Below are 18,891 nucleotides of genomic sequence, written 5' to 3'. Positions count from 1 at the left end.
GAGCGCAGCTGTGGCGGCGCACAGGCCGGCCAGCAAGAAGGCGAAGTTAGAAAATTTCATGCATCCTTTGTGCGTGGGCAGGAGCGAAGCCGGCACGCCCGCGCCCTGGGACGCTGCCGCGCGCCAGCCCTGGAATCACAGGGCGCCGTCTTCCAGCGCCGGTGCCGTCACGGGCGTCATCATGTGACCGAGCTTGCTTTGCTTGGTATTCAGGTAGTGCTGGTTGAAGGCGTTGCGGTTGACCAGCAGCGGCACGCGTTCCGCCACGGCAATGCCCAGCGCTTCCATGGCCGCGATCTTGCGCGGGTTATTCGTCATCAGGCGCAGGCTGTGCACGCCGAACTGGGCGAACATGGGCTTGCACAAGGTGTAGTTGCGCGCGTCGGCCTTGAAGCCCAGCTGCTCGTTGGCTTGCACCGTGTCGGCGCCCGCTTCCTGCAGGCGGTAGGCGCGGATCTTGTTGATCAGGCCGATGCCGCGTCCTTCCTGGCGCAGGTACAGCAGGATGCCGCGGCCTTCTTCGGCGATGCGCTTCAGGGCGCCTTCGAGCTGGGCGCCGCAATCGCAGCGCTGCGAGAACAGCACGTCGCCCGTCAGGCATTCGGAATGCACGCGCGCCAGCACCGGTTCGCCGTCGCCGATATCGCCCAGCACCATGGCCAGGTGTTCCTTGCCCGTGGCGTGCTCGACAAAGGCGTGCAGGGTGAACTGGGCCCACGGCGTCGGCAGTGCGCAGGAAGTCGTGTAATCCAATTCGCCTGTTGCCAGGATGTCTGCGCCGCTTTGCATGGTTGTGCTCATATAAGTAATTATCAAAAATAAAAGGCGCGCGACACCACTCCGGTGCCGGCGCGCCTTGCCATCATACCAAAAAGCAGGGAAACGTTTTCCCTGGCTGCCATTCGGTCGCTGCAATGTCTGGTGATAAGCCTTACGTAGGGGCACTTCCTCCTTTTGCAAGGTAAATTGCCGGCCTTGCCTGGCGGCTGCCGCCGCCAGGCAAGGGACGTCAACTGCCGATGCGTCCGCCGTCGTTCTTGGTGATCACGATGGTGGCCGAGCGGGGACGCTTGCCGGCGCCGTAGCCGGCGTTGGCCGGCCACTGGCTCGTGTACTTGGACGGGTCGCCGATGTTCGCCAGCGAGGTGTTTTCGCCCGGATGCTGGATGTTGATGAACATGGTCTTGCCATCGGGCGTTTCGCTGATGCCCGTGATTTCCGAGCCGACCGGACCCACCAGGAAGCGCTTGAGCGTGTCAGCCGTGGGCTTCTTGCCGATGAAGGTGTCGACGGCCAGATTGCCGCCGGCCGCCGTCGCGTAGTTCAGGGTGGACTTGGCGCCGTCGCCCACCTTGCCGGGGATGGCCGCCAGCATCATGCAGTTGGTGACATCCGTGTACGCGCCATCGTCCGTCTGGATCCAGCAGATGCCCGTGTACGGGCTGAACGCCAGGCCGTCGGGGCTGGAGAAATCCTGGTCCGCCGTCAGGTTCGACAGGTTGATCTTGCTGGCGTCGGCGCCGCTCTCGGCGCCAAACAGGTAGACGTCCCACGTAAAGCTGGTGGCCGCGGCTGCGCCCGTGCCTTCCTTGAAACGGATGATATGGCCGTTCGGATTGCCGTTCTGCGCGCTGCTGCCTTTCATGTCCGTGTAGGCGCGCGGGTTGGCGCTGTCCGGCGCCAGCTGCGACGAGCCGCTCGGGTTGACGGTGCGGTTCGAGTTGTTGGTCAGCGTGTAGTAGATCTCGCCATTGGCCGGGTTGACCGAGCACCATTCCGGGCGGTCCATCTTCGTTGCGCCCACGGCGTCGGCCGCCAGGCGGGCATTGACCAGCACGTCGGCCAGGTCGGCGAACTTGTAGGCGCTGTAGGCCTGGATCTGCGCGTTCGACATGGCCAGCTCGATCCACTGGCCCGTGCCATCGGCGGCCAGCTTGGCCACGTACAGCTTGCCCGAATCGAGGTATTTGTCGCCGGTGGCCATGCGGTCGGCCGGGTTGGCATCGGCGGCGGCCCAGACGGCCGTCGAGACGAATTTGTAGATGTATTCGTTGCGCGAATCATCGCCCATGTAGACGGCCAGCTGCTGGCCCACGGCCGGCACGCTGAAGGCGGCGCTTTCATGCGCGTAGCGGCCCAGCGCCGTGCGCTTGCGGATGGCTTTGGTCTTGTCGTACGGGTCCATTTCGACGATGTAGCCCATGCCGTTCAGCTCATTGCGATAGTCGTCACTGCCGTTGGTCGACGCGCCGATCTTGCTCAGATTCCAGCGTGCGTACTTGTCGTCGCTGCCGCCCGTTTCCCAGCCGTGGCGCGAGGCGCCGCCCTGGCTGCGGCCATAGCGGTTCAGCGACACGACGGACTTGTCGCCGCGCGCCGCATTGTCGGTGGCCGAGCGCGTGAAGTAGCCGGCCCAGTTTTCTTCGCCGGACAGGTAGCTGCCCCAAGGCGATTTGCCCGTGCCGCAGTTGTTGATGGTGCCGCGCGTCTTGGTGCCGGTCGGCGAATACTTGGTCACCACGAGGGCGTTGCTGCGCACGGGGCCGGCAAGCTCGATGTCCGTCAGCGGCGTGACGCGGCGGTTGAAGGCGGAATCGTTGACGGTGGCCCAGGCGCTGCCCGTCTTTTTGACTTCCACCACGCTGAGGCCATGGACGGCCACTTCCTTGTCGACTTCGGCCGCGGGGCGCGGCAGCGAGGTGGTGCCGCCATTCACGTGCAGGAAGTGCGACGAGAGTTTTTCGTCCGTGGTCGCTTCGTGGTTCATCGCCAGCAAGCCCCGTTCGGCGCCGGAGGCCAGCGGCGCGCCGGCGGCGGACAGGCCGTAGTATTCCATGCCGTCGTGGTGGTCGCCGGCGCGGTTGTCGAAATCCGTGTCGCTGCCGTCGTTCTTGTAGGCCGGCGTGGCCGCGCGCAGCGAGTCGCCCAGCGCGTACAGGGCGGTGGCCGTGTAGCCGGCTGGCACCGAGACGACATCGGCCAGGCTTTTCGGCACGGCCGTGAAGGCCAGCAGTTTTTCAGGCGTGGGCGTCGGCGTCGGCGTGACGGCTGCCGCATCGCTGCCGCCACCGCAAGCTGATAGGCCCATCGAACCCATGACGGCGGTCGCGGCCGTGACGGCGCTGCCGCGCAGCCAGGTGCGCCGGCTCAGGCGGGCGTTCAGGATGCTGTTGAAATGGTTGTCGTGGGACGCGTTGCTGTCAATGTCGTTCAGATCGGTGGCGCTGATGGCCAGATCGTTGGGCTTGTTCATGGGCTGCGATGTCCTGTGGTTGCGTGATTTAAGGGCAACCGCATGATAGTTGTCGAATGTGACAGCGCCATGTCAGCCTGATGACAAAACAGTGACAGGCTGCCGGCCGGGCGGGCCGCGCCAATGACGGGCCCGTCCGCTCAGGCAGCCCCGGTCTTATTTGGCCTGGCGAAAACCGCGCTCCACCAGCAACAGCATGCCGCCAAAGATGGACAGGTTTTTCAGGAAATTGGTCAGCTGATCCTGGTAGTGCGCCGCATCGGCAGCCCAGAAGGCGTGGAAAACGACGGTAGTCGGGATCAGGAACAGCGCCAGGGCCAGTGCCGCCCAGCGCGCCTGCCAGCCCGTGATCAGCAGCAAGCCGCCACCCACTTCGAGGATGATCACGCCGACCAGCAAGATATTGGCGATCGGCAAGCCCTGGCTGGCCATGTAGCCGGCCACCCCCGCAAAGGCGCCGATTTTCAGCAGGCCCGAAACAAAGAACAGCACGCCAAGGGCGGCACGGCCGAGGGGCAGCAGGATATCTGTATTATTTTTCATGTTAATCCAATTGTTTTTATCAAGATTGCAGGTTGATTTCCGGTGCCTGGCAAAACCGTGGCGCGCGTCGCAGCATGCAGAGCGCGACGCGCAGTCGGTTTGGCCAGGTGCCATCATTTAGGCAGGTCGAAGAGGAGGAATTCCGCGTCTTCCGGCTGCGTGATGATCACGCTGGCCTCTTGCGTCAGCTTCAGCGCATCGCCCGTTTTCAAGGGCGTGCCGTTCACCACCAGGCTGCCGCGGATCAGGTGCACATAGGCGATGCGGCCTGCTGCCAGCGCATGTTCGGCCTGTTCGCCTTCCTGCAGGATGCTGGCGTAGATGGCCGCGTCCTGATGGATCAGCACGGAACCCTGGCGGCCATCGGACGAGGCGATCAGGCGCAGCTTGCCGCGTTTGCTTTCCGGCGTGAAATGCTTCTCTTCATAGCTGGGGGCAATGCCCGTCACGTTCGGCTGGATCCAGATCTGCAGGAAGTGCAAGCCTTGCGTGGCAGAGTGGTTGAACTCGCTGTGACGCACGCCGTTGCCGGCGCTCATGCGCTGCACATCGCCGTAGTGCAGGACGGAACCGGTGCCCATGCTGTCCTTGTGTTCCAGCGCGCCGTCGAGCACATACGAAATGATTTCCATGTCGCGGTGGCCGTGCGTGCCGAAACCCTGGCCTGGCGTCACGCGGTCTTCATTGATCACCAGCAGCGGGCCAAAACCCATGTGATTGGCATCGTGGTAGCTGCCAAAGGAAAAGCTGTGGTGGGAATTGAGCCAGCCGTGGTTGGCGGCGCCGCGTTCTTCGCTATGACGAATCTGTAACATGGTGGACTCCGTTTCTATAAGTTAATGTGCGATAATTTCGAAGGACCGTTGCCTGGCGCTATGCCGTGGCTTCTTTTGTGCCCTTCGCTCTACGATGAACAAAGTATAGGCCCCTCTGCAGCGAAAGAAAAACGGAAAATCTTGCGACCTATGATCGAAAAAATCGAATGTTAAGACTGAGCCTGGAAGCCCTGCAAATCGTCGACGCCATTGACCGCCGCGGCTCGTTCTCGTCGGCAGGCAAGGAGTTGCACAAAGTCCCGTCCACCATTTCCTATACGGTGGCCAAGCTGGAAGACGACCTGGGTGTGCAGGTATTCCAGCGCAATGGTCCGAAAGTCGTGCTGACGGCGGCTGGCCAGGAATTGCTGAAAGAGGGGCGCTACCTGCTGAAGGCGGCGCAGGACCTGGAGCACCGCGTGCGCCGCGTCGCCTCGGGCTGGGAGACGGAACTGGCCATCGGCCTCGATTCCATGTTTTCCGCCGTGGCCCTGGCCGACGACGTGTGCGCCTTCTACGAGGTGGCGCAGCAGACGCGCCTGCGCCTGGCGCAAGATGCCTTGTCCGGCACCTGGGAAGCGCTGCTGGACCGGCGCGTCGACCTGCTGGTGGGCGCGCCCGGCGACGGGCCTGCCGGCGGCGGCTATATCTCGCAGCCGATCGGCATGCTGGATTTTGTCTTCACCGTGGCGCCTGCGCACCCGCTGGCGCAGCTGCCGGGGCCGTTGTCGCGCGGCGATTTGCAGCAGCACCGCGCCGTGGTGGTCACCGATTCGGCGCGCCAGATGGCGCCGCGCACGGTGGGCTTGCTGCTGGGACAGGATGCCTTGAGCGTGCCAAACATGCAGGTCAAGTTCGACTACCAGGTGCTGGGGCTGGGCTTCGGCTTCCTGCCGGGACCGTGTGCGCGGGCCGCCATCGCGCGCGGCCAGCTGGTGGAAAAGGCCGTGGAAGAACCGAAACCGTCGGAAACGTTTTACCTGGCCTGGCGCGTGGGCGAGGATGGCGCCGCGCTGCGCTGGTGGCTGGCGCGCATGCGCGACCCTGAGGTGTTTGCCCGCCTGGCGCTGCATCTGCCGGGACGCGCCTGAGAGCGGCGCCGGATGGCGTGCCGCGCCATTCGGCGTAGGTCTTAAAATGTTGACATACGCCAACATTTTTAAGTTACCATATTCACAGTATTGCAACCGTATTCCTGGCCCGACCTCCATGCCCCGTAGTGGGATTTTGATGATTACACAGACCGCAGCGCACCCGATCCCATCCCCTGACCTGTCTCCCGCGCGGGCTGCCGTGCTTGAGGCGAAAGTCGCGCTGTGCCTGCGCCTGGCCCAGGATGCCCGCGAGCAGGCGGGGCCGCAGCAGGCGGCCACTCTGGCGCGATTGCAGGAGGAACTCGAACGCCTGCGCGGCGCCAGCCGGCCCGTGGTGCGCGTGGCGCCCGCCGACGCCCTGCTGGAAATCGATCCCGACGGCTTCCTGATCGGCTGGAACCATGGGGCCGAACAGATGTTCGGCTATTCCGAAATCGAAGCGCTGGGCCAGCACATCCTGTTTTTGTATCCGGAAGACGACGCCGAGGCGAGCGTGCTGGAATTGCATTTCACGCAGGGCGACGTGGCCACCGATGTGCGCCGGCGCAAGAAGTCGGGCATGGTGACGTGGCTGCGCATGCACCGCCACGTGATCCTCGACCAGGCGGGCAAGGGCTGCGGCATGGCCGTGCGCCTGTCGGCCATGAGCGAGCCGCTGTCCGACGTGGACAAGGTCAAATTGCATGCGCGCATCATCGAAGACAGCGAGCAGGGTGTGCTGATCACGGATGCGGAAGAGCGCATCGTCTCCATCAACAGTTCGTTTTCCCGCATCACCGGCTATTCGCCGGCCGAAGCCATCGGCCGCACGCCCGATTTGCTGCGCTCGGGCGTGCATGACCCCGACTTCCGCGCCAAGGTGCGCGCCGCCATGCGCGGCCACGGTTCCTGGCGCGGCGAAATCATCGGCAAGCGCAAGAATGGCGAACTGTTCCCGCAAGACGTCACCATCAGCGTGGTGCGCGACGAATTCGGCGAAATCAGCCACGTGTTTTCCCTGTTTTCCGATATCTCGGTGCACAAGGATGCCGAGGCGCGCATGCAGCGCATGGCCAACTATGACAGCCTGACGGGCTTGCCCAACCGCTGCCTGCTGAACCAGCTGGTCGACCAGGGCCTGGCCGAAGCGAAGCGCCAGGGCACGCATGGCGCCTTGATGGTCATCGACATCAGCCGCCTCGGCTCGATCAGCGACACCTTGGGCCATGAAGTGGGCGACCAGCTGGTGATCGCCATCGGCCAGCTGTTCCGTGGCGCCCTGCGCGACGCGGACATCCTGGCGCGGGTCGACAACAGCAAATTCGTCGTGGCGCTGCTGCATATCGAAAAGCGCGAGCATGCGGCGAACGTGGCGCAAAAGCTGCTGAACCTGTTAGAGGCGCCCATCAATATCGACGCGCACGCGCTGCACGTGGGCGCCAGCATCGGCATTACCGTGTATCCGGAAGACGGCCTGGAAGCGCCGGCCCTGTTCCGCTTTGCCGACGTGGCCGTGGCCAAGGCGGGGCAGACCATCGAATCGACCTTTCTGTTCTACCGCGAAGACATGAACCGGCGGGCCAAGGAGCATTTGCGCCTGGAAAGCGAAATGCGCCTGGCCCTGGGCGACAAGGAACTGGAGCTGCATTACCAGCCGAAAGTGAGCCTGGCCAGCGGGCGCATCGTGGGCGCGGAAGCCTTGCTGCGCTGGAAGCATCCGATGCGCGGCATGGTCTCGCCCGGCCTCTTCATCCCCGTCGCCGAGGAAACCAGCTTGATCCTGGAGCTGGGCACCTGGGTGCTGGACGAGGCCTGCCGCCAGATCCGCAGCTGGGAAGACCGGGGCCTGCACATGCCGGCCATCGCCGTCAACCTGTCGGCGCGCCAGTTCGATGAACAGCTGCCGGCGCGCATCGCAGCCGTGCTGGAGCGCTACGGCGTGCGGCCCGACCAGATCATGCTGGAAATCACGGAAAGTCTGCTGATGCGCGGCGCCGACAAGGTCATCGACATCATGAACCAGCTGGTGGCCATGGGCCTGGCGCTGGCGCTGGACGACTTCGGCACCGGCTATTCCAGCCTCGCTTATTTGAAGAAATTCCCCATCAGCACCTTGAAGATCGACCGCTCCTTCGTCATCGGCTTGCCCTTCGAGGAAAACGATTGCGCCATCGCCCGCGCCATCGTCACCATGGCGCAGCAGCTGCGCCAGGAAATCGTTGCCGAAGGCGTGGAAACGGCCGAGCAGATGCGTTTCTTGCGCGAACTGGGCTGCGACCAGCTGCAAGGCTATCTGTTCAGCCCCGCCGTGCCGGCGGCCGAGTTCGAACTGATGCTCGATGAAGGCCGGCAGCTGCGCCTGGAAGAGGCGGCTTGAAGCTGTAGCCTGGCTGGCCACTCAGACGCTCAGACGCTCAGACGCTCAGACAGCCACGGAAGCCGCGCGCCGCATAATACGATTCGGCGCCATTGTGGTAGACGAAGACCTGATCATAGCGGCGGTCGCAAAACAGCGCGCCGCCCAGGGCGCGGATGCTGGCGGGCGTGCTGATCCAGCTTGAAGTCTTGCGGTCGAACGGCTCCAGCTCCTGCAACTGGCGGTACTGCGTTTGCGTCAGCAGTGTGATTCCCATCGTTTGCGCCATGGCCATGACGCTGCCGGCCGGCTTGTTGGCCTTGCGCGCGGCCAGGGCATCAGCATCGAAGCACAGGCTGCGCCGGCCGAGCGGGCTTTCTGCTGAGCAATCGCAAAACGTGACGGCGCCCGTGTCGCCGGTGTGCCCGATGACATCCGGTTCGCCGCCCGTGTCTTCCATTTGCTGCAATACCGCCAGGCTGGCGGGAGCGGCATCCAGCCGTGCCAGCACCTTGTCCCACGTCCAACCCGGATGGCGGTGCATGTGCTTGCTGAAGCGGGTTTGCAAGGTATGGATCAAGTCATCATGCATGGCGCGGCTCCCTGGAAGTTCAATGGTACGGCCGATTATAAGACGCGATGCGGACAGGCGGCGCTCATCCCAGCTGCACTTTTTCCAGCAGAAAATCGAGCATCACGCGCACCCGCGCCGGCACTTGCAGCCCCGGTCCCACGAAGACGGCGTGCACGAGTTCCCTGTCGCCCGGATTGTAATCCTGCAGCACCGGGATCAGTTCGCCTTGCTGGATATCGCGCAGCACGTGCTGGCGCGAAAAGCGTCCCAGTCCCATGCCCGCCAGCACCAGCTGGCGCATGCTTTCGCCATCGCTGACGCAGGCATTGCCCTGCGGCGCCACCTGCAGCGTGCCGCCAGCGCCATCGAGGAAGGGCCAGGTTTCGTTCTGGCAGCGGAAATTGAAGGCCAGCAGATTGTGCCGTGACAAATCCTGCGGCGTGCGCGGCAGGCCGTGGCGCGCCACGTAGGCGGGAGACGCCACCACGACCATCGCGTCCTCGCCCAGTTTGCGCGCCACCAGGTTCGATTCCTTCAGCTTGCCCGTGCGGATGGCGATGTCGGTGCGGTCTTCCAGCAAGTCGACGACGGCATCGCTGACGACGACGTCGAGCGTGATGTCGGGGTAGCGCCGGGAAAATTCCGGCAGGATGGGCAGCAGGTGGCGCACGCCAAACGGCACGAAGCAGTTGATGCGCAAGCGTCCGCGCGGCGCCGCGCCCTGCGCCGCTTCGCGCTCGGCGCCATCGATATCGTCGAGGATGCGCTTGCACTGCACAAAAAAGGCGTCGCCCTCGGGCGTGGTGTGCAGCTGGCGCGTGCTGCGCTGGAGCAAACGCGCGCCCAGCCGCGCTTCCAGGCGATTGACGAGTTTGCTGATGGCCGACGGCGTCAGGGCCAGGCGACGCGCGGCGGCGGAAAAGGCCCCCGTTTCCACCACGGCCACGAACACGCTCATCTCGAAGGCGCGGTTGATGTCTTGCCTGGCCATTATTGAATCCATTTCACAGGTGTTTCCATTATTGGAGTCTATATCAAAAGCACTTGTATCGATACACTGGCCAGCTTGAACCTTATGCCGGAGAATTCCATGCACACCGCAAACCCCGTTTCCTCATCAGCCAGCAAGATGCCGCCCGGCGTGCTGGCGCTGGCCGTCGGCGCCTTCGCCATCGGCGTGACCGAATTCATCGTTGTCGGCATCTTGCCCACCATCGCGAAAGACCTGCATATTTCCATCGAATCGGCCGGCTCGCTGGTCAGCCTGTATGCGCTGGCCTTGGCCATCGGCACGCCGCTGCTGGTGCTGCTGATGTCGCGCCTGCCGCGCAAGGCGGCCTTGCTGGGCCTGATGTCCGTGTTCCTGGCCGGCAATTTGCTGGCCGCTTTTTCGCATACCTTTGAATTGCTGCTGTTTGGCCGTGTCATCACGGCCGTGGCGCACGGCACCTTCTTTGCCATCGGCGCCACCGTGGCGGCCAGCCTGGTCAGCAAGGAACAGGCGGGCAGGGCGATCTCCGTGATGTTTGCCGGCTTGACCCTTGCCATGGTGATCGGCGTGCCGTTCGGCAGTTTCCTGGGCAACCTGATGGGCTGGCGCCTGCCCTTCTTTGCTGTCGTCGTGCTGGCGGCGCTGGGCCTGGCGGCCATGGCGCGCTGGCTGCCGGCCGGCTTGCAGCAGGGCAAGGGCGGCAAGGCCATGACGCAGCTGGCGGCCCTGGGCAGCGGTCCCATTATCACCATGATGGCGATCACGACCTTCGGTTTCGGCAGCAGCTTTGCCGCCTTCACCTTCATTACGCCCATCCTGACAGACGTGACGGGCTTTTCCGCCACCATGGCCAGCGCCTTGCTGATCGTCTTTGGCGCCGCCACCTTTGCCGGCAATCTGGCGGGCGGCTACCTGACCAGCCACCTGGGCTGGCAAAAAGCCTTGCGATTGATGCTGTTGCTGCTGGCCGCCACGCAAGTGGGCGTGGCCCTCTCCATCACCTCGCAATGGATGATGACGGTGATGCTGTTTGTCTGGGGCGTGTTCGCCTTCGGCCTGTCGCCCGCCTTGCAGGCCGGCATGCTGGCCACGGCCGAACGCTACACGCCGCGCGCCGTCGATTTCGCCTCGGGCTTGAATATTTCCGCGTTTAATCTCGGCATTTCCTTCGGCTCGATGCTGGGCGCGCTGATGGTCTCGCGCCAGCTGATGGCCTCGTCGCCATGGGCCGGCGTGGCGGCCGCGCTGCTGGCCCTGCTGCCGCTGGCGTGGCTGGCGCGCAAAAACGTGGCCGTGGCGCGCCCATGTCAGGCGCGGTAGCGCAGCGCCTCGACGAAGGCTGAAAACGCGGGTGACGCCTGGCGCCGGTTCGGGTAGTACAGATGGTAGCCCTGGAAGGTGGGGCACCAGTCGGCAAGGATCTGCACCAGGCGGCCATCGGCCAGGTAGGGCGCCAGTAGCGGCTCGGGCACATATGTCAGACCGATGCCGTCGAGCGCGGCATTGAGCACGTGCATGATGCTGTTGAAGACCAGCTGTCCTTCGGCCTTGACGGCAAAGGCATGGCCATCCTTCTCGAATTCCCAGGCATAGATGGATCCGGATGGCCGGTGGCGGATATTCACGCACGCGTGTCCGGTCAGCGCATGCGGCGTGGCCGGCGCCCCGTGGCGCGCGAAATACGCGGGGGAACCCACCACGGCCAGGCGCCAGTCGGGGCCGATGCGCACGGCGATCATGTCCTTGCTGACCGCTTCCCCCAGGCGGATGCCGGCGTCGAAGCGCTGCTCGACCACATTCGTAAAGCCATAGTCGACAAACAGTTCCAGGGAGATGTCCGGGTAGTCGTGCAGGAAGCCGGCCAGCATGGGGCGCAGCAGCAGTTCGATCTGGTCATCCGTGCAGGTGACGCGGATGGTGCCACTGGGTTTGTCCCGCAATGCCCCCAGCGCCTCGACCTCGGCGGCGATCTGCTCGAACAGGGGCGCGATGGCCAGCATCAGCCTTTCGCCCGCGTCCGTCACGGCGACATTGCGCGTGGTGCGCGCCAGCAGGCGCACGCCCAGGCGTTCTTCCAGCGCACGGATCGTATGGCTGAGGGCGGACGCGGTGATGCCCAGTCTGGCGGCGGCCTTGGTGAAACTGCGTTCCCGCGCCACGGCGAGGAAGGCTTGCAGGTCGTTGACTTTGTTTTGGCTCATTGCTGAATTTTTTTCATAACTACATCAAGATTGTACCCGCTTATCAACAGCGCATGCCTGCGGCAAGATGGTGCCCTGACTTTCAAAGGAGCATCAGCATGAAGACGACAAGCTTGAAAACGACCAATCAGCATGGCCGCCGTGCATTCGTGAAGGCCGCCGGCACGGGCATGGCGGCCTTGGGCGCGCTTTCCGTGCTGGGAATGCCCGCTTTCGCCGCCGCGCCGGCCGCCACAGCCGCGCCAGCTGCGCCAGCTGCAGCCGATGGCGCCGATAATTTCTACCAGAGCGGCAAGGTGACGCTGCAGCCCGTGCGCTTCCAGAACCAGTATCAGATGACGGTCGCCGGCAATCTGTTTGTGCCGGCGCAGCTGGACCGTACGCGCCGCCACGCCGCCCTCATCGTTGGCCATCCGATGGGCGCCGTCAAGGAGCAAAGCGCGAACCTGTACGCGACGCGGATGGCCGAGCTGGGCTTCGTTACCCTGTCGCTCGACCTGTCGTTCTGGGGCGAGAGCGAAGGGCAGCCGCGCAACGCCGTCTCGCCCGATATCTATGCCGAGGATTTCAGCGCGGCCGTCGATTTTCTGTGCGCGCAAGGCTTGGTCGACAGCGAACGCATCGGCGCCATCGGCATTTGCGGCAGCGGCAGCTTTGTCATCAGCGCGGCGAAGATCGATCCGCGCATCAAGGCCGTCGCCACCGTCAGCATGTACGACATGGGCGCCGCCAGCCGCCACGGCTTGCGCCACTCGCAAACGCTGGCGCAGCGCCAGGCGTATATCGCCGCGGCCGCGCGCCAGCGCCAGGTGGAGTTTGCCGGCGGCGCCACCGCCTACACGAGCGGCACCCTGCCCGCACTGAGCGCCAACCCCGGTGCCATCGAGCGCGAATTCCATGATTTCTACCGCACGCCGCGCGGCGCCTACCTTCCGGCCGGGCAGCTGTCCGAGCGTGCCACCCGTCCCACCCTGAGCAGCAACGTAAAGTTCATGAATTTCTATCCTTTCATGGATATCGAGACGATCTCGCCCCGTCCGCTGCTGTTCATTACGGGCGACCAGGCGCATTCGAAGGAGTTCAGCGAGGATGCCTACCGGCGCGCCGCCGAGCCGAAGGAGCTGCATTATGTCGCCGGCGCCGGCCACGTCGACCTGTACGACCGCGTCACCTTGATACCCTGGGACAAGCTGGCGTCGTTCTTCCAGCGGGCCCTGCCAGCATGACCGCGCTGCACGGTGAAGCGGCATTGCCGCGCATGGCGCCGATAGCGCCAGGCGTGCCGGCGGACGAAGCGCCCGCGTTCTGGGGCGGCATTCTTGCCATGACCCTGTGCGTATTTACCTTGATCGCCTCCGAATTCATGCCCGTCAGCCTGCTCACGCCGCTGGCAGCGGATTTGCGCGTCAGCGAAGGCCTGGTCGGCTATGGCATCGCCATCTCGGGCGCCTTTGCCGTGCTGGCCAGCCTGTCCATCTCGACCCTGGCCGCGTCGATGAACCGCAAGACCTTGCTGCTGCTGTTGACGGGCCTGATGTGCGTCTCCGCACTGGTGGTGGGGCTGGCCACCAGCTATGCCATGTACATGGCCGGGCGCGCGTTGATCGGCGTGGTGGTGGGCGGCTTTTGGTCCATGTCGGTGGCCGTGGCCATGCGATTGGTGCCGAAGGCCAGGGTGCCCAGGGCCTTGGCCATCTTTAACGGCGGCAATGCGCTGGCCACGGTGGTGGCCGCGCCGCTGGGCAGCTACCTGGGCGGCAGCATCGGCTGGCGCGGCGCCTTTTTATGCCTGGTGCCGGTGGCCCTGCTGGCGCTGGCCTGGCAATGGTTCAGCTTGCCATCGATGCCGGCGGCGGCGCGCGTGGCGGCCAGTGGCAATGTGTTCAAGCTGTTGCGGAACCGCCTGGTGGCGCTGGGCATGCTGGCCGTAGGCATGTTTTTCATGGGGCAATTCGTGCTGTTTACCTATGTGCGGCCGTTCCTGGAATCCGTCACGCGCGTCGGCCTGCCCACCTTGTCGATGATCCTGCTGGTGATCGGCCTCGCGGGCGTGGTCGGCACGGCGCTGATCGGCACGTTTTTGCGGCGCGGCCTGTACCGCACGCTCGTCGCCATTCCCTTGCTGATGGCCGTCATCGCCCTGTGCCTGGTGGCGTTCGGCGGCGCGGTGGCGCCCGTCTTCGTGTTGCTGGGACTGTGGGGCATGCTGGCGACAGCGGCGCCCACGGGCTGGTGGTCATGGCTGGCGCAAGTCTTGCCCGGCGACGCAGAAGCGGGCGGCGGCCTGATGGTGGCGGTGGTGCAGCTGTGCATCGCCTGCGGTTCCACCGTGGGTGGCATCCTGGCCGATGGCCACGGCTTGCGCGCCACCTTCATGGCCAGCGCCGCCTTGCTGCTGCTTGCGTCGCTGCTGGCCTGGCGCACGGCGCGGCTGCACGGGGCGCAGGCCCGGTGAGCCGTGCGCCCGGCTTCACGAGGGCAGGGCGCTCTGGCGGGCCGGCGGTTTTTTCATGCGCTGCGCCATGTAGGAACTGCCCATCGAGGCGGCCATGATCATGCCGATGGCCAGCCATTGCGGGGCGTCGAGGCGTTCGTCCAGCAGGATGAAGGCCAGCATGGCGGCGACGGCCGGCTCCATGCTGCTCATGATGCCGAAGGCTTGTGGCGTCAGCCGTTTCAGGGCCACCATTTCCAGCGAGATGGGAATCGCGCTGGAAACGAGGGCCACGCCCAGTCCCGTGGCCAGCACCACGGGCGCGAGCAGGGCGGCGCCGCTGTGCGCCACGCCCACCGGCACCACCACCAGCGCCGCCATGGTCAGCCCCAGAGACACGGAATGGCCCGCGTGCAAGTGGCTGGCGCGCTTGCCGAAGAGAATGTAGCTGGCCCAGCAGACGGCAGCCGCCAGCGCGAACAGCACGCCGGCGGGATCCAGATTGCTGATGTCGTGGCCCAGCGGCAGCAGCAAGCCCAGCCCTGCCACGGCCAGCGCCACCCAGACGAAGTCGAGCGGACGGCGCGAGGCGACCAGGGCGACGGCCAGCGGACCGGAAAATTCGATCGCCACGGCGATGCCGAAGGGAATCGTGCGCAGCGCCATGTAAAAACACAGGTTGGTCAGGCCCAGCGCGGCCCCATACAGCGCCACCGTGCGCAGGTCTGCCCGGCTCAGCTGCCAGCGCCACGGGCGCCAGAACAGCAGCAGCAAGAGGGCGGAAAATCCCACGCGCACGGCTGTCGTGCCTTGTGCGCCGACCAGCGGAAACAGGCTGTGCTTGGCCCAGGACGTGCCCAGGCCCAGGCAGGTGACGGAGCCGAGGATGGCCAGCAAGGGAACGAAGGAGGCATAGCGGCGTAATGGCATGGGGGGCACTTAAGGCTTGATATCGGAATGGCGAAAGTTTATTGTGTCTGATCTGATATTTGCACTCCATTTTGACCACTATGACGCAACTTTCGCTCACCAATGCCGCCGCCGAGCCTGCGCTCGATGCCTTCGACCTGGCCATCCTCGCCATCTTGCAACGTGACAGCACGACCTCGCAGCGCGAGATCGCCCAGGCCGTCCACCTGTCGGCACCGGCCGTGCAGCGGCGCATCCGGCGCCTGCGCGACAGCGGCGTGATCCGCAGCGAAGTGGCCGTGCTCGATGCCAGCCGGCTGGGGCGTCCCCTGATCCTGACGGTGGAAGTGCACTTGCACGATGAACACCCGCAGCGCACGGCGGCCATGCGCGCGCGCATCCTGGCCGAACCGGCCATCCAGCAATGCTACGGGATTACCGGCGAGGCCGACTATCTGCTGATCATCACGGCCAGCAGCATGGCCGAATACGAGGCGCTGACGGAGCGCCTGTTCGGCGGCGACGACAATATCCGGCGCTACCGCACCTCGGTGGCGCTCACATGCCTGAAGATGGGGCTGCACGTGCCGCTGGGCGGCTAAGAGGCATGGGGCCGGCTTGCCGGGCTACAGCGCCAGCAGGCTCATGACGCCAGCGCCCGCCAGCGCCGCGGCGGCCGCGCCCAGCGACAGGGCAAAACCGTGGCCGGGGCTGTACAGGGCGCCGGCGACAAGCGGGCCGGCGATCTGGCCCATGCCATATACCACGGTCATGCTGGCCACCAGCCTGGCCTTGGACAGGCGCGCGATGCGCTGTGCCGCCGGCATGGCGATGGTCACCGTGCCCGTAAAGGTGGCGCCCACGAGGATGGCGCTGAGCAGATAGCCGGCCGCGCTGGCCAGGAACACGGGCAGGATGACGCCGGCGGCTTGCAGCAGCAGATTCCAGAACAGGGCCTGGCGCGTGCCCAGGCGCTGATGCAGGCGGTACCACAGGAAGCATGACGGCGCCGCGCCCACGCCGAACACGGCCCAGACGTGCGCCGGGTCCAGGTCCGGCAAGGCGCTCCTGACGAGGGTGGGCAGGTAGGTGGCCGTGATGATGTAGCCGAAGCCGGCCAGGCCGTACACGATGACCAGCGGCGCCGCCCTGACAGGGGGCAGCTGCGCCGCGCCTGCGGGCGCACTGGCTGCAGGGGCCTGGGCACTTGCCGCCATCAGGCCGCGCGCGGCAAACAGGCCGGCCAGCAGGCTGGCGCCGCCCAGCAGCAGCCACAGTCCATGGCTGTGCAGGCCGGCCCAGGTGCCCAGTGCCAGCAGTTCGGCCGACACGGCGATGCCGATGCCGACGCCCGCAAACAGCAGCGGCGCGCTGTGCGCCTGCTGGCGCTGTTCCAGCAGCCACAGCGAGGCGGCGATCATGGCCAGCGCGCTGAACACGCCGGCGATGCCGCGCACAAAGATCAGCAGCAGGGGCGAGGTCACGATGGCGAGGATGGCCAGGCAAAAAGCCGTGCCCAGCATGGACCACAGGCACAGGCGGTGCGCGCTGGCGGCGCTGGCACGCATGCCGAGCAGGGCGCCCAGCAGGTAGCCGGCGTAGTTGACGGAAGCGGCCCAGCCGCCCTCGGCCAGGCTGAGCAGGCCTTCGTCGAGCATGTGCGGGTAGATGGCCGTGAAGGCGAAGCGGCCAAAGCCCATGCCGATGGCCATCACCAGCGCCGCGGCGGCGGCCGGATGCAGCGCGGACGGGCCTGGCGCGGCGTTCATGCGCCTGCTGGCCAGAGCTGGCCCGCGAGGTTCTGGAAGGCCGGCACGTCGAAGCCCTGGCGCCACACCAGGCAGGTATCCATGGTCCCCAGGCCGATGCTGCGCAGCACCGCCGCTGCCGGGCTCAATTGCAGCACGCTGGCTGGCAGCACGCTGACGCTGGCGCCGGCCGCCACGCAGGCGATCATGGCGTGATACGAACTCATTTCCTGGATCTGCCACTCGCCGCCGCCCGCAATGCCCAGCCATGCTTCCGCCGCGCCCCGGTAGGTGCAGCCTTGCGGGAAGGCGGCCAGCGAACGCGGCTGGACGGCGCGGGCGTCCGCCACATTTTCCGTGCCGGCCGGCAGCAGCAGCAACAGCTCTTCCGTCCAGATGGCCCTGGCCTGCAAGCCCATGTCGGCCAGGTCGGCGTGGCCATCCATCGCCGGCGGCAGGGCGGCGAAGGCGCAGTCGAGCTTGCCCGTGCGTACCTGTTCAAGCAACTGGCGCGATGCTCCCGTCCGCAGTTCCAGCCGCGTCGCCGGGTGCCGCGCATGGTAGCTGGCCAGCACGGCGGGCAGGCGGCTGGCGGCCGTGCTTTCCATGCTGCCGATGCGCAAGGCGCCACCATCGCGCCCGCCCGTCACCACGTGGCGCGCTTCCTCTTCCAGCGCCAGCATGCGTTTGGCATAGTCGAGAAAGCGCTCGCCGGCGCCGGACAGGGCAATGCGCTTGCCGCTGCGCAGGAACAGCGCGGCACCCATCTCCGCTTCCAGCTGCTGGATGCGCGTGGTGACATTCGACGGCACCCGGCCCAGGCGCGCCGCCGCATTGGTGATGCTCAGTTCTGCGGCGACGGCGCAGAAAATCTTCAGCGATTCGGAATCCATATCATTTCTCCATTGAGAATGATATTATATATCTATTCTGTATTTGAGAATCAACAGTCTGTTATCGGAAGGAAACGCGCATGTCTTCATCCCTGAATTTCTTTGAACAACTTTCTGTGCGGCATCCACTCATCCAGGCGCCGATGGCGGGCGTGGCCACGCCGGGCCTGGTGGCCGCCGTTGCCAATGCGGGTGCGCTCGGCTCGCTCGCCATCGGCGCCGGCACGCCGGCGCAGGCGCGCCAGATGATCGCCGAGACGCGCGCCCTGACGGGCCAGCCCTTCAACGTGAACGTGTTTTGCCACGCCCCGCGCGCCGCGACGCAGCCCGTGAAGCGGCCTGGCTGGCCCACCTGGCGCCGCTGTTTGCGCAGGCCGGCATTGCGGTGCCGTCCGCCCTGGCGGAAATCTATCCTTCCTTCAACCAGGGCGACGAGGCCTTGCGCCTGCTGCTGGAACTGCGTCCCGCCGTCGTCAGCTTTCATTTCGGCCTGCCGCCCGCGGACAAGCTGGCCGCGCTGCGCCAGGCGGGCATCCGCACCATGGCGACGGCGACCAGCCTGCAGGAAGCGGCCGTGATCGAGCAGGCGGGCATCGACGCCATCGTCGCCCAGGGCGTGGAAGCGGGCGGGCACCGTGGCGTCTTCGATCCTGCGGCGCCGGATGAAGGCTGGAGCATGGCCGTGCTGCTGCGCCTGCTCGTCAAGCGTAGCCGCTTGCCCGTGATCGCGGCCGGCGGCATCATGGATGGCGCCGGCATCCGCGCCGCGCTCGACCTGGGCGCGGCGGGCGCCCAGCTGGGCACGGCCTTCATCCTGTGCCCGGAGTCCGCCGCGAATGCCGCCTACCGCGAGACCTTGCAAAGCGAACGCGCACAGCACACGCGCCTGACGGCGTCACTGTCCGGACGCCTTGCGCGCGGCATCGCCAACCGCCTGATCGCGCATGGCGACGCGCCAGGCAGCCCGCCGCCCGCCGACTATCCCGTCGCTTATGATGCCGCCAAACAATTGCATGCGGCCGCCGCCAAGGCTGGCGAACATGGCTACGCCGCCCACTGGGCCGGGCAGGGCGCGCCGCTGGCCCGCGCGATGCCGGCGGC

Annotated in this window: 16 protein-coding genes and 1 pseudogene; 7 read left to right on the top strand and 10 right to left on the bottom strand. The window is 65.8% G+C overall.

The genetic code is table 11. The features are described from left to right. Positions 1-135: 135 nt before the first annotated feature. The 4 genes from ribA to JaAD80_RS12525 form a co-directional block, all read right to left on the bottom strand. Positions 136-789: a GTP cyclohydrolase II gene (gene ribA / locus JaAD80_RS12540; RefSeq protein ID WP_102294456.1), complete on the bottom strand. Its 654-nt coding sequence runs from the start codon at positions 787-789 to the stop codon at positions 136-138. Between the two features lie 220 nt (positions 790-1,009). Beyond that, complete coding sequence (locus JaAD80_RS12535) at positions 1,010-3,253, bottom strand: PhoX family phosphatase (RefSeq protein WP_102294455.1); 2,244 nt, start codon at positions 3,251-3,253, stop codon at positions 1,010-1,012. Between the two features lie 156 nt (positions 3,254-3,409). Then, a complete protein-coding gene (locus tag JaAD80_RS12530; RefSeq protein ID WP_102294454.1) occupies positions 3,410-3,796 on the bottom strand; it encodes a DoxX family protein in 387 nt (128 codons plus the stop codon). A 113-nt stretch (positions 3,797-3,909) separates the two neighbouring features. Beyond that, entirely contained in the window at positions 3,910-4,611 is a 702-nt protein-coding gene (locus tag JaAD80_RS12525; protein WP_102294453.1) for a pirin family protein, read from the bottom strand. A gap of 167 nt (positions 4,612-4,778) precedes the next feature. Between JaAD80_RS12525 and JaAD80_RS12520 the strand changes: the two genes are divergently transcribed. Together JaAD80_RS12520 and JaAD80_RS12515 are read left to right on the top strand one after the other, a co-directional pair. Continuing rightward, positions 4,779-5,702, top strand: coding sequence for a LysR substrate-binding domain-containing protein (locus JaAD80_RS12520; RefSeq protein WP_102294452.1), 924 nt, complete (start codon positions 4,779-4,781; stop codon positions 5,700-5,702). Between the two features lie 139 nt (positions 5,703-5,841). Then, positions 5,842-8,061 (top strand): bifunctional diguanylate cyclase/phosphodiesterase, encoded by a 2,220-nt coding sequence (locus JaAD80_RS12515; protein ID WP_258002959.1) that lies wholly within the window; start codon positions 5,842-5,844, stop codon positions 8,059-8,061. Between the two features lie 37 nt (positions 8,062-8,098). Here JaAD80_RS12515 and JaAD80_RS12510 read toward each other — a convergent pair whose 3' ends face one another. Both JaAD80_RS12510 and JaAD80_RS12505 read right to left on the bottom strand, forming a co-directional pair. Further along, on the bottom strand, positions 8,099-8,632 hold the full coding sequence (locus JaAD80_RS12510; protein ID WP_102294450.1) for a DUF4256 domain-containing protein: 534 nt from the start codon (positions 8,630-8,632) through the stop codon (positions 8,099-8,101). A 64-nt stretch (positions 8,633-8,696) separates the two neighbouring features. Then, a complete protein-coding gene (locus JaAD80_RS12505) occupies positions 8,697-9,605 on the bottom strand; it encodes a LysR family transcriptional regulator (RefSeq protein WP_102294449.1) in 909 nt (302 codons plus the stop codon). Positions 9,606-9,704: 99 nt separating this feature from the next. On the opposite strand from JaAD80_RS12505, the gene JaAD80_RS12500 reads away from it, so the two are divergent. Next, positions 9,705-10,925, top strand: a complete 1,221-nt coding sequence (locus tag JaAD80_RS12500; RefSeq protein ID WP_180979403.1) for an MFS transporter — start codon at positions 9,705-9,707, stop codon at positions 10,923-10,925. Here JaAD80_RS12500 and JaAD80_RS12495 read toward each other — a convergent pair. Then, entirely contained in the window at positions 10,913-11,806 is an 894-nt protein-coding gene (locus tag JaAD80_RS12495; protein WP_102294447.1) for a LysR family transcriptional regulator, read from the bottom strand. The genes JaAD80_RS12500 and JaAD80_RS12495 overlap by 13 nt on opposite strands. Positions 11,807-12,009: 203 nt before the next feature. Here JaAD80_RS12495 and JaAD80_RS12490 point away from each other — a divergent pair, with 203 nt between their 5' ends. Together JaAD80_RS12490 and JaAD80_RS12485 are read left to right on the top strand one after the other, a co-directional pair. Next, the gene (locus JaAD80_RS12490; protein ID WP_219726818.1) at positions 12,010-13,032 is read left to right on the top strand and encodes an alpha/beta hydrolase; all 1,023 of its coding nucleotides are present in this window, start codon (positions 12,010-12,012) and stop codon (positions 13,030-13,032) included. Between the two features lie 98 nt (positions 13,033-13,130). Further along, on the top strand, positions 13,131-14,261 hold the full coding sequence (locus JaAD80_RS12485; RefSeq protein ID WP_102294457.1) for an MFS transporter: 1,131 nt from the start codon (positions 13,131-13,133) through the stop codon (positions 14,259-14,261). Between the two features lie 15 nt (positions 14,262-14,276). Here the strand turns inward: JaAD80_RS12485 and JaAD80_RS12480 are convergent, their stop codons facing one another. After that, positions 14,277-15,170: a DMT family transporter gene (locus JaAD80_RS12480; RefSeq protein WP_102294445.1), complete on the bottom strand. Its 894-nt coding sequence runs from the start codon at positions 15,168-15,170 to the stop codon at positions 14,277-14,279. Positions 15,171-15,250: 80 nt separating this feature from the next. Between JaAD80_RS12480 and JaAD80_RS12475 the strand changes: the two genes are divergently transcribed. Beyond that, entirely contained in the window at positions 15,251-15,751 is a 501-nt protein-coding gene (locus tag JaAD80_RS12475; protein WP_102294444.1) for an Lrp/AsnC family transcriptional regulator, read from the top strand. 24 nt (positions 15,752-15,775) lie between these two features. On the opposite strand, the gene JaAD80_RS12470 is transcribed toward JaAD80_RS12475, so the two are convergent. Both JaAD80_RS12470 and JaAD80_RS12465 read right to left on the bottom strand, forming a co-directional pair. Beyond that, positions 15,776-16,918: a YbfB/YjiJ family MFS transporter gene (locus JaAD80_RS12470; protein WP_102294443.1), complete on the bottom strand. Its 1,143-nt coding sequence runs from the start codon at positions 16,916-16,918 to the stop codon at positions 15,776-15,778. Next, positions 16,915-17,790 carry a LysR substrate-binding domain-containing protein gene (locus JaAD80_RS12465; protein WP_102294442.1) on the bottom strand — a complete coding sequence of 292 codons (876 nt, stop codon included), beginning with the start codon at positions 17,788-17,790 and terminating at the stop codon, positions 16,915-16,917. The genes JaAD80_RS12470 and JaAD80_RS12465 overlap by 4 nt, the downstream gene beginning before the upstream one ends. Positions 17,791-17,870: 80 nt before the next feature. Here JaAD80_RS12465 and JaAD80_RS12460 point away from each other — a divergent pair. Beyond that, positions 17,871-18,891, top strand: a pseudogene (locus JaAD80_RS12460) (NAD(P)H-dependent flavin oxidoreductase); the annotation flags it as partial.

Origin of the sequence: Janthinobacterium sp. AD80, from assembly GCF_002878455.1 — a bacterium.
Taxonomy (GTDB): Bacteria; Pseudomonadota; Gammaproteobacteria; order Burkholderiales; family Burkholderiaceae_D; genus Janthinobacterium.
The sequence above is the reverse complement of the archived record's forward strand: the minus strand, read 5'-3'. Positions and strand labels throughout refer to the sequence as shown.

Coding starts and splice junctions, on each gene's coding strand:
- ribA (WP_102294456.1), bottom strand. CDS start 789: ATGCAAAGCGGCGCAGACATCCTGGCAACAGGCGAATTGGATTACACG.
- JaAD80_RS12535 (WP_102294455.1), bottom strand. CDS start 3,253: ATGAACAAGCCCAACGATCTGGCCATCAGCGCCACCGATCTGAACGAC.
- JaAD80_RS12530 (WP_102294454.1), bottom strand. CDS start 3,796: ATGAAAAATAATACAGATATCCTGCTGCCCCTCGGCCGTGCCGCCCTT.
- JaAD80_RS12525 (WP_102294453.1), bottom strand. CDS start 4,611: ATGTTACAGATTCGTCATAGCGAAGAACGCGGCGCCGCCAACCACGGC.
- JaAD80_RS12520 (WP_102294452.1), top strand. CDS start 4,779: ATGTTAAGACTGAGCCTGGAAGCCCTGCAAATCGTCGACGCCATTGAC.
- JaAD80_RS12515 (WP_258002959.1), top strand. CDS start 5,842: ATGATTACACAGACCGCAGCGCACCCGATCCCATCCCCTGACCTGTCT.
- JaAD80_RS12510 (WP_102294450.1), bottom strand. CDS start 8,632: ATGCATGATGACTTGATCCATACCTTGCAAACCCGCTTCAGCAAGCAC.
- JaAD80_RS12505 (WP_102294449.1), bottom strand. CDS start 9,605: ATGGCCAGGCAAGACATCAACCGCGCCTTCGAGATGAGCGTGTTCGTG.
- JaAD80_RS12500 (WP_180979403.1), top strand. CDS start 9,705: ATGCACACCGCAAACCCCGTTTCCTCATCAGCCAGCAAGATGCCGCCC.
- JaAD80_RS12495 (WP_102294447.1), bottom strand. CDS start 11,806: ATGAGCCAAAACAAAGTCAACGACCTGCAAGCCTTCCTCGCCGTGGCG.
- JaAD80_RS12490 (WP_219726818.1), top strand. CDS start 12,010: ATGCCCGCTTTCGCCGCCGCGCCGGCCGCCACAGCCGCGCCAGCTGCG.
- JaAD80_RS12485 (WP_102294457.1), top strand. CDS start 13,131: ATGACCCTGTGCGTATTTACCTTGATCGCCTCCGAATTCATGCCCGTC.
- JaAD80_RS12480 (WP_102294445.1), bottom strand. CDS start 15,170: ATGCCATTACGCCGCTATGCCTCCTTCGTTCCCTTGCTGGCCATCCTC.
- JaAD80_RS12475 (WP_102294444.1), top strand. CDS start 15,251: ATGACGCAACTTTCGCTCACCAATGCCGCCGCCGAGCCTGCGCTCGAT.
- JaAD80_RS12470 (WP_102294443.1), bottom strand. CDS start 16,918: ATGAACGCCGCGCCAGGCCCGTCCGCGCTGCATCCGGCCGCCGCCGCG.
- JaAD80_RS12465 (WP_102294442.1), bottom strand. CDS start 17,790: ATGGATTCCGAATCGCTGAAGATTTTCTGCGCCGTCGCCGCAGAACTG.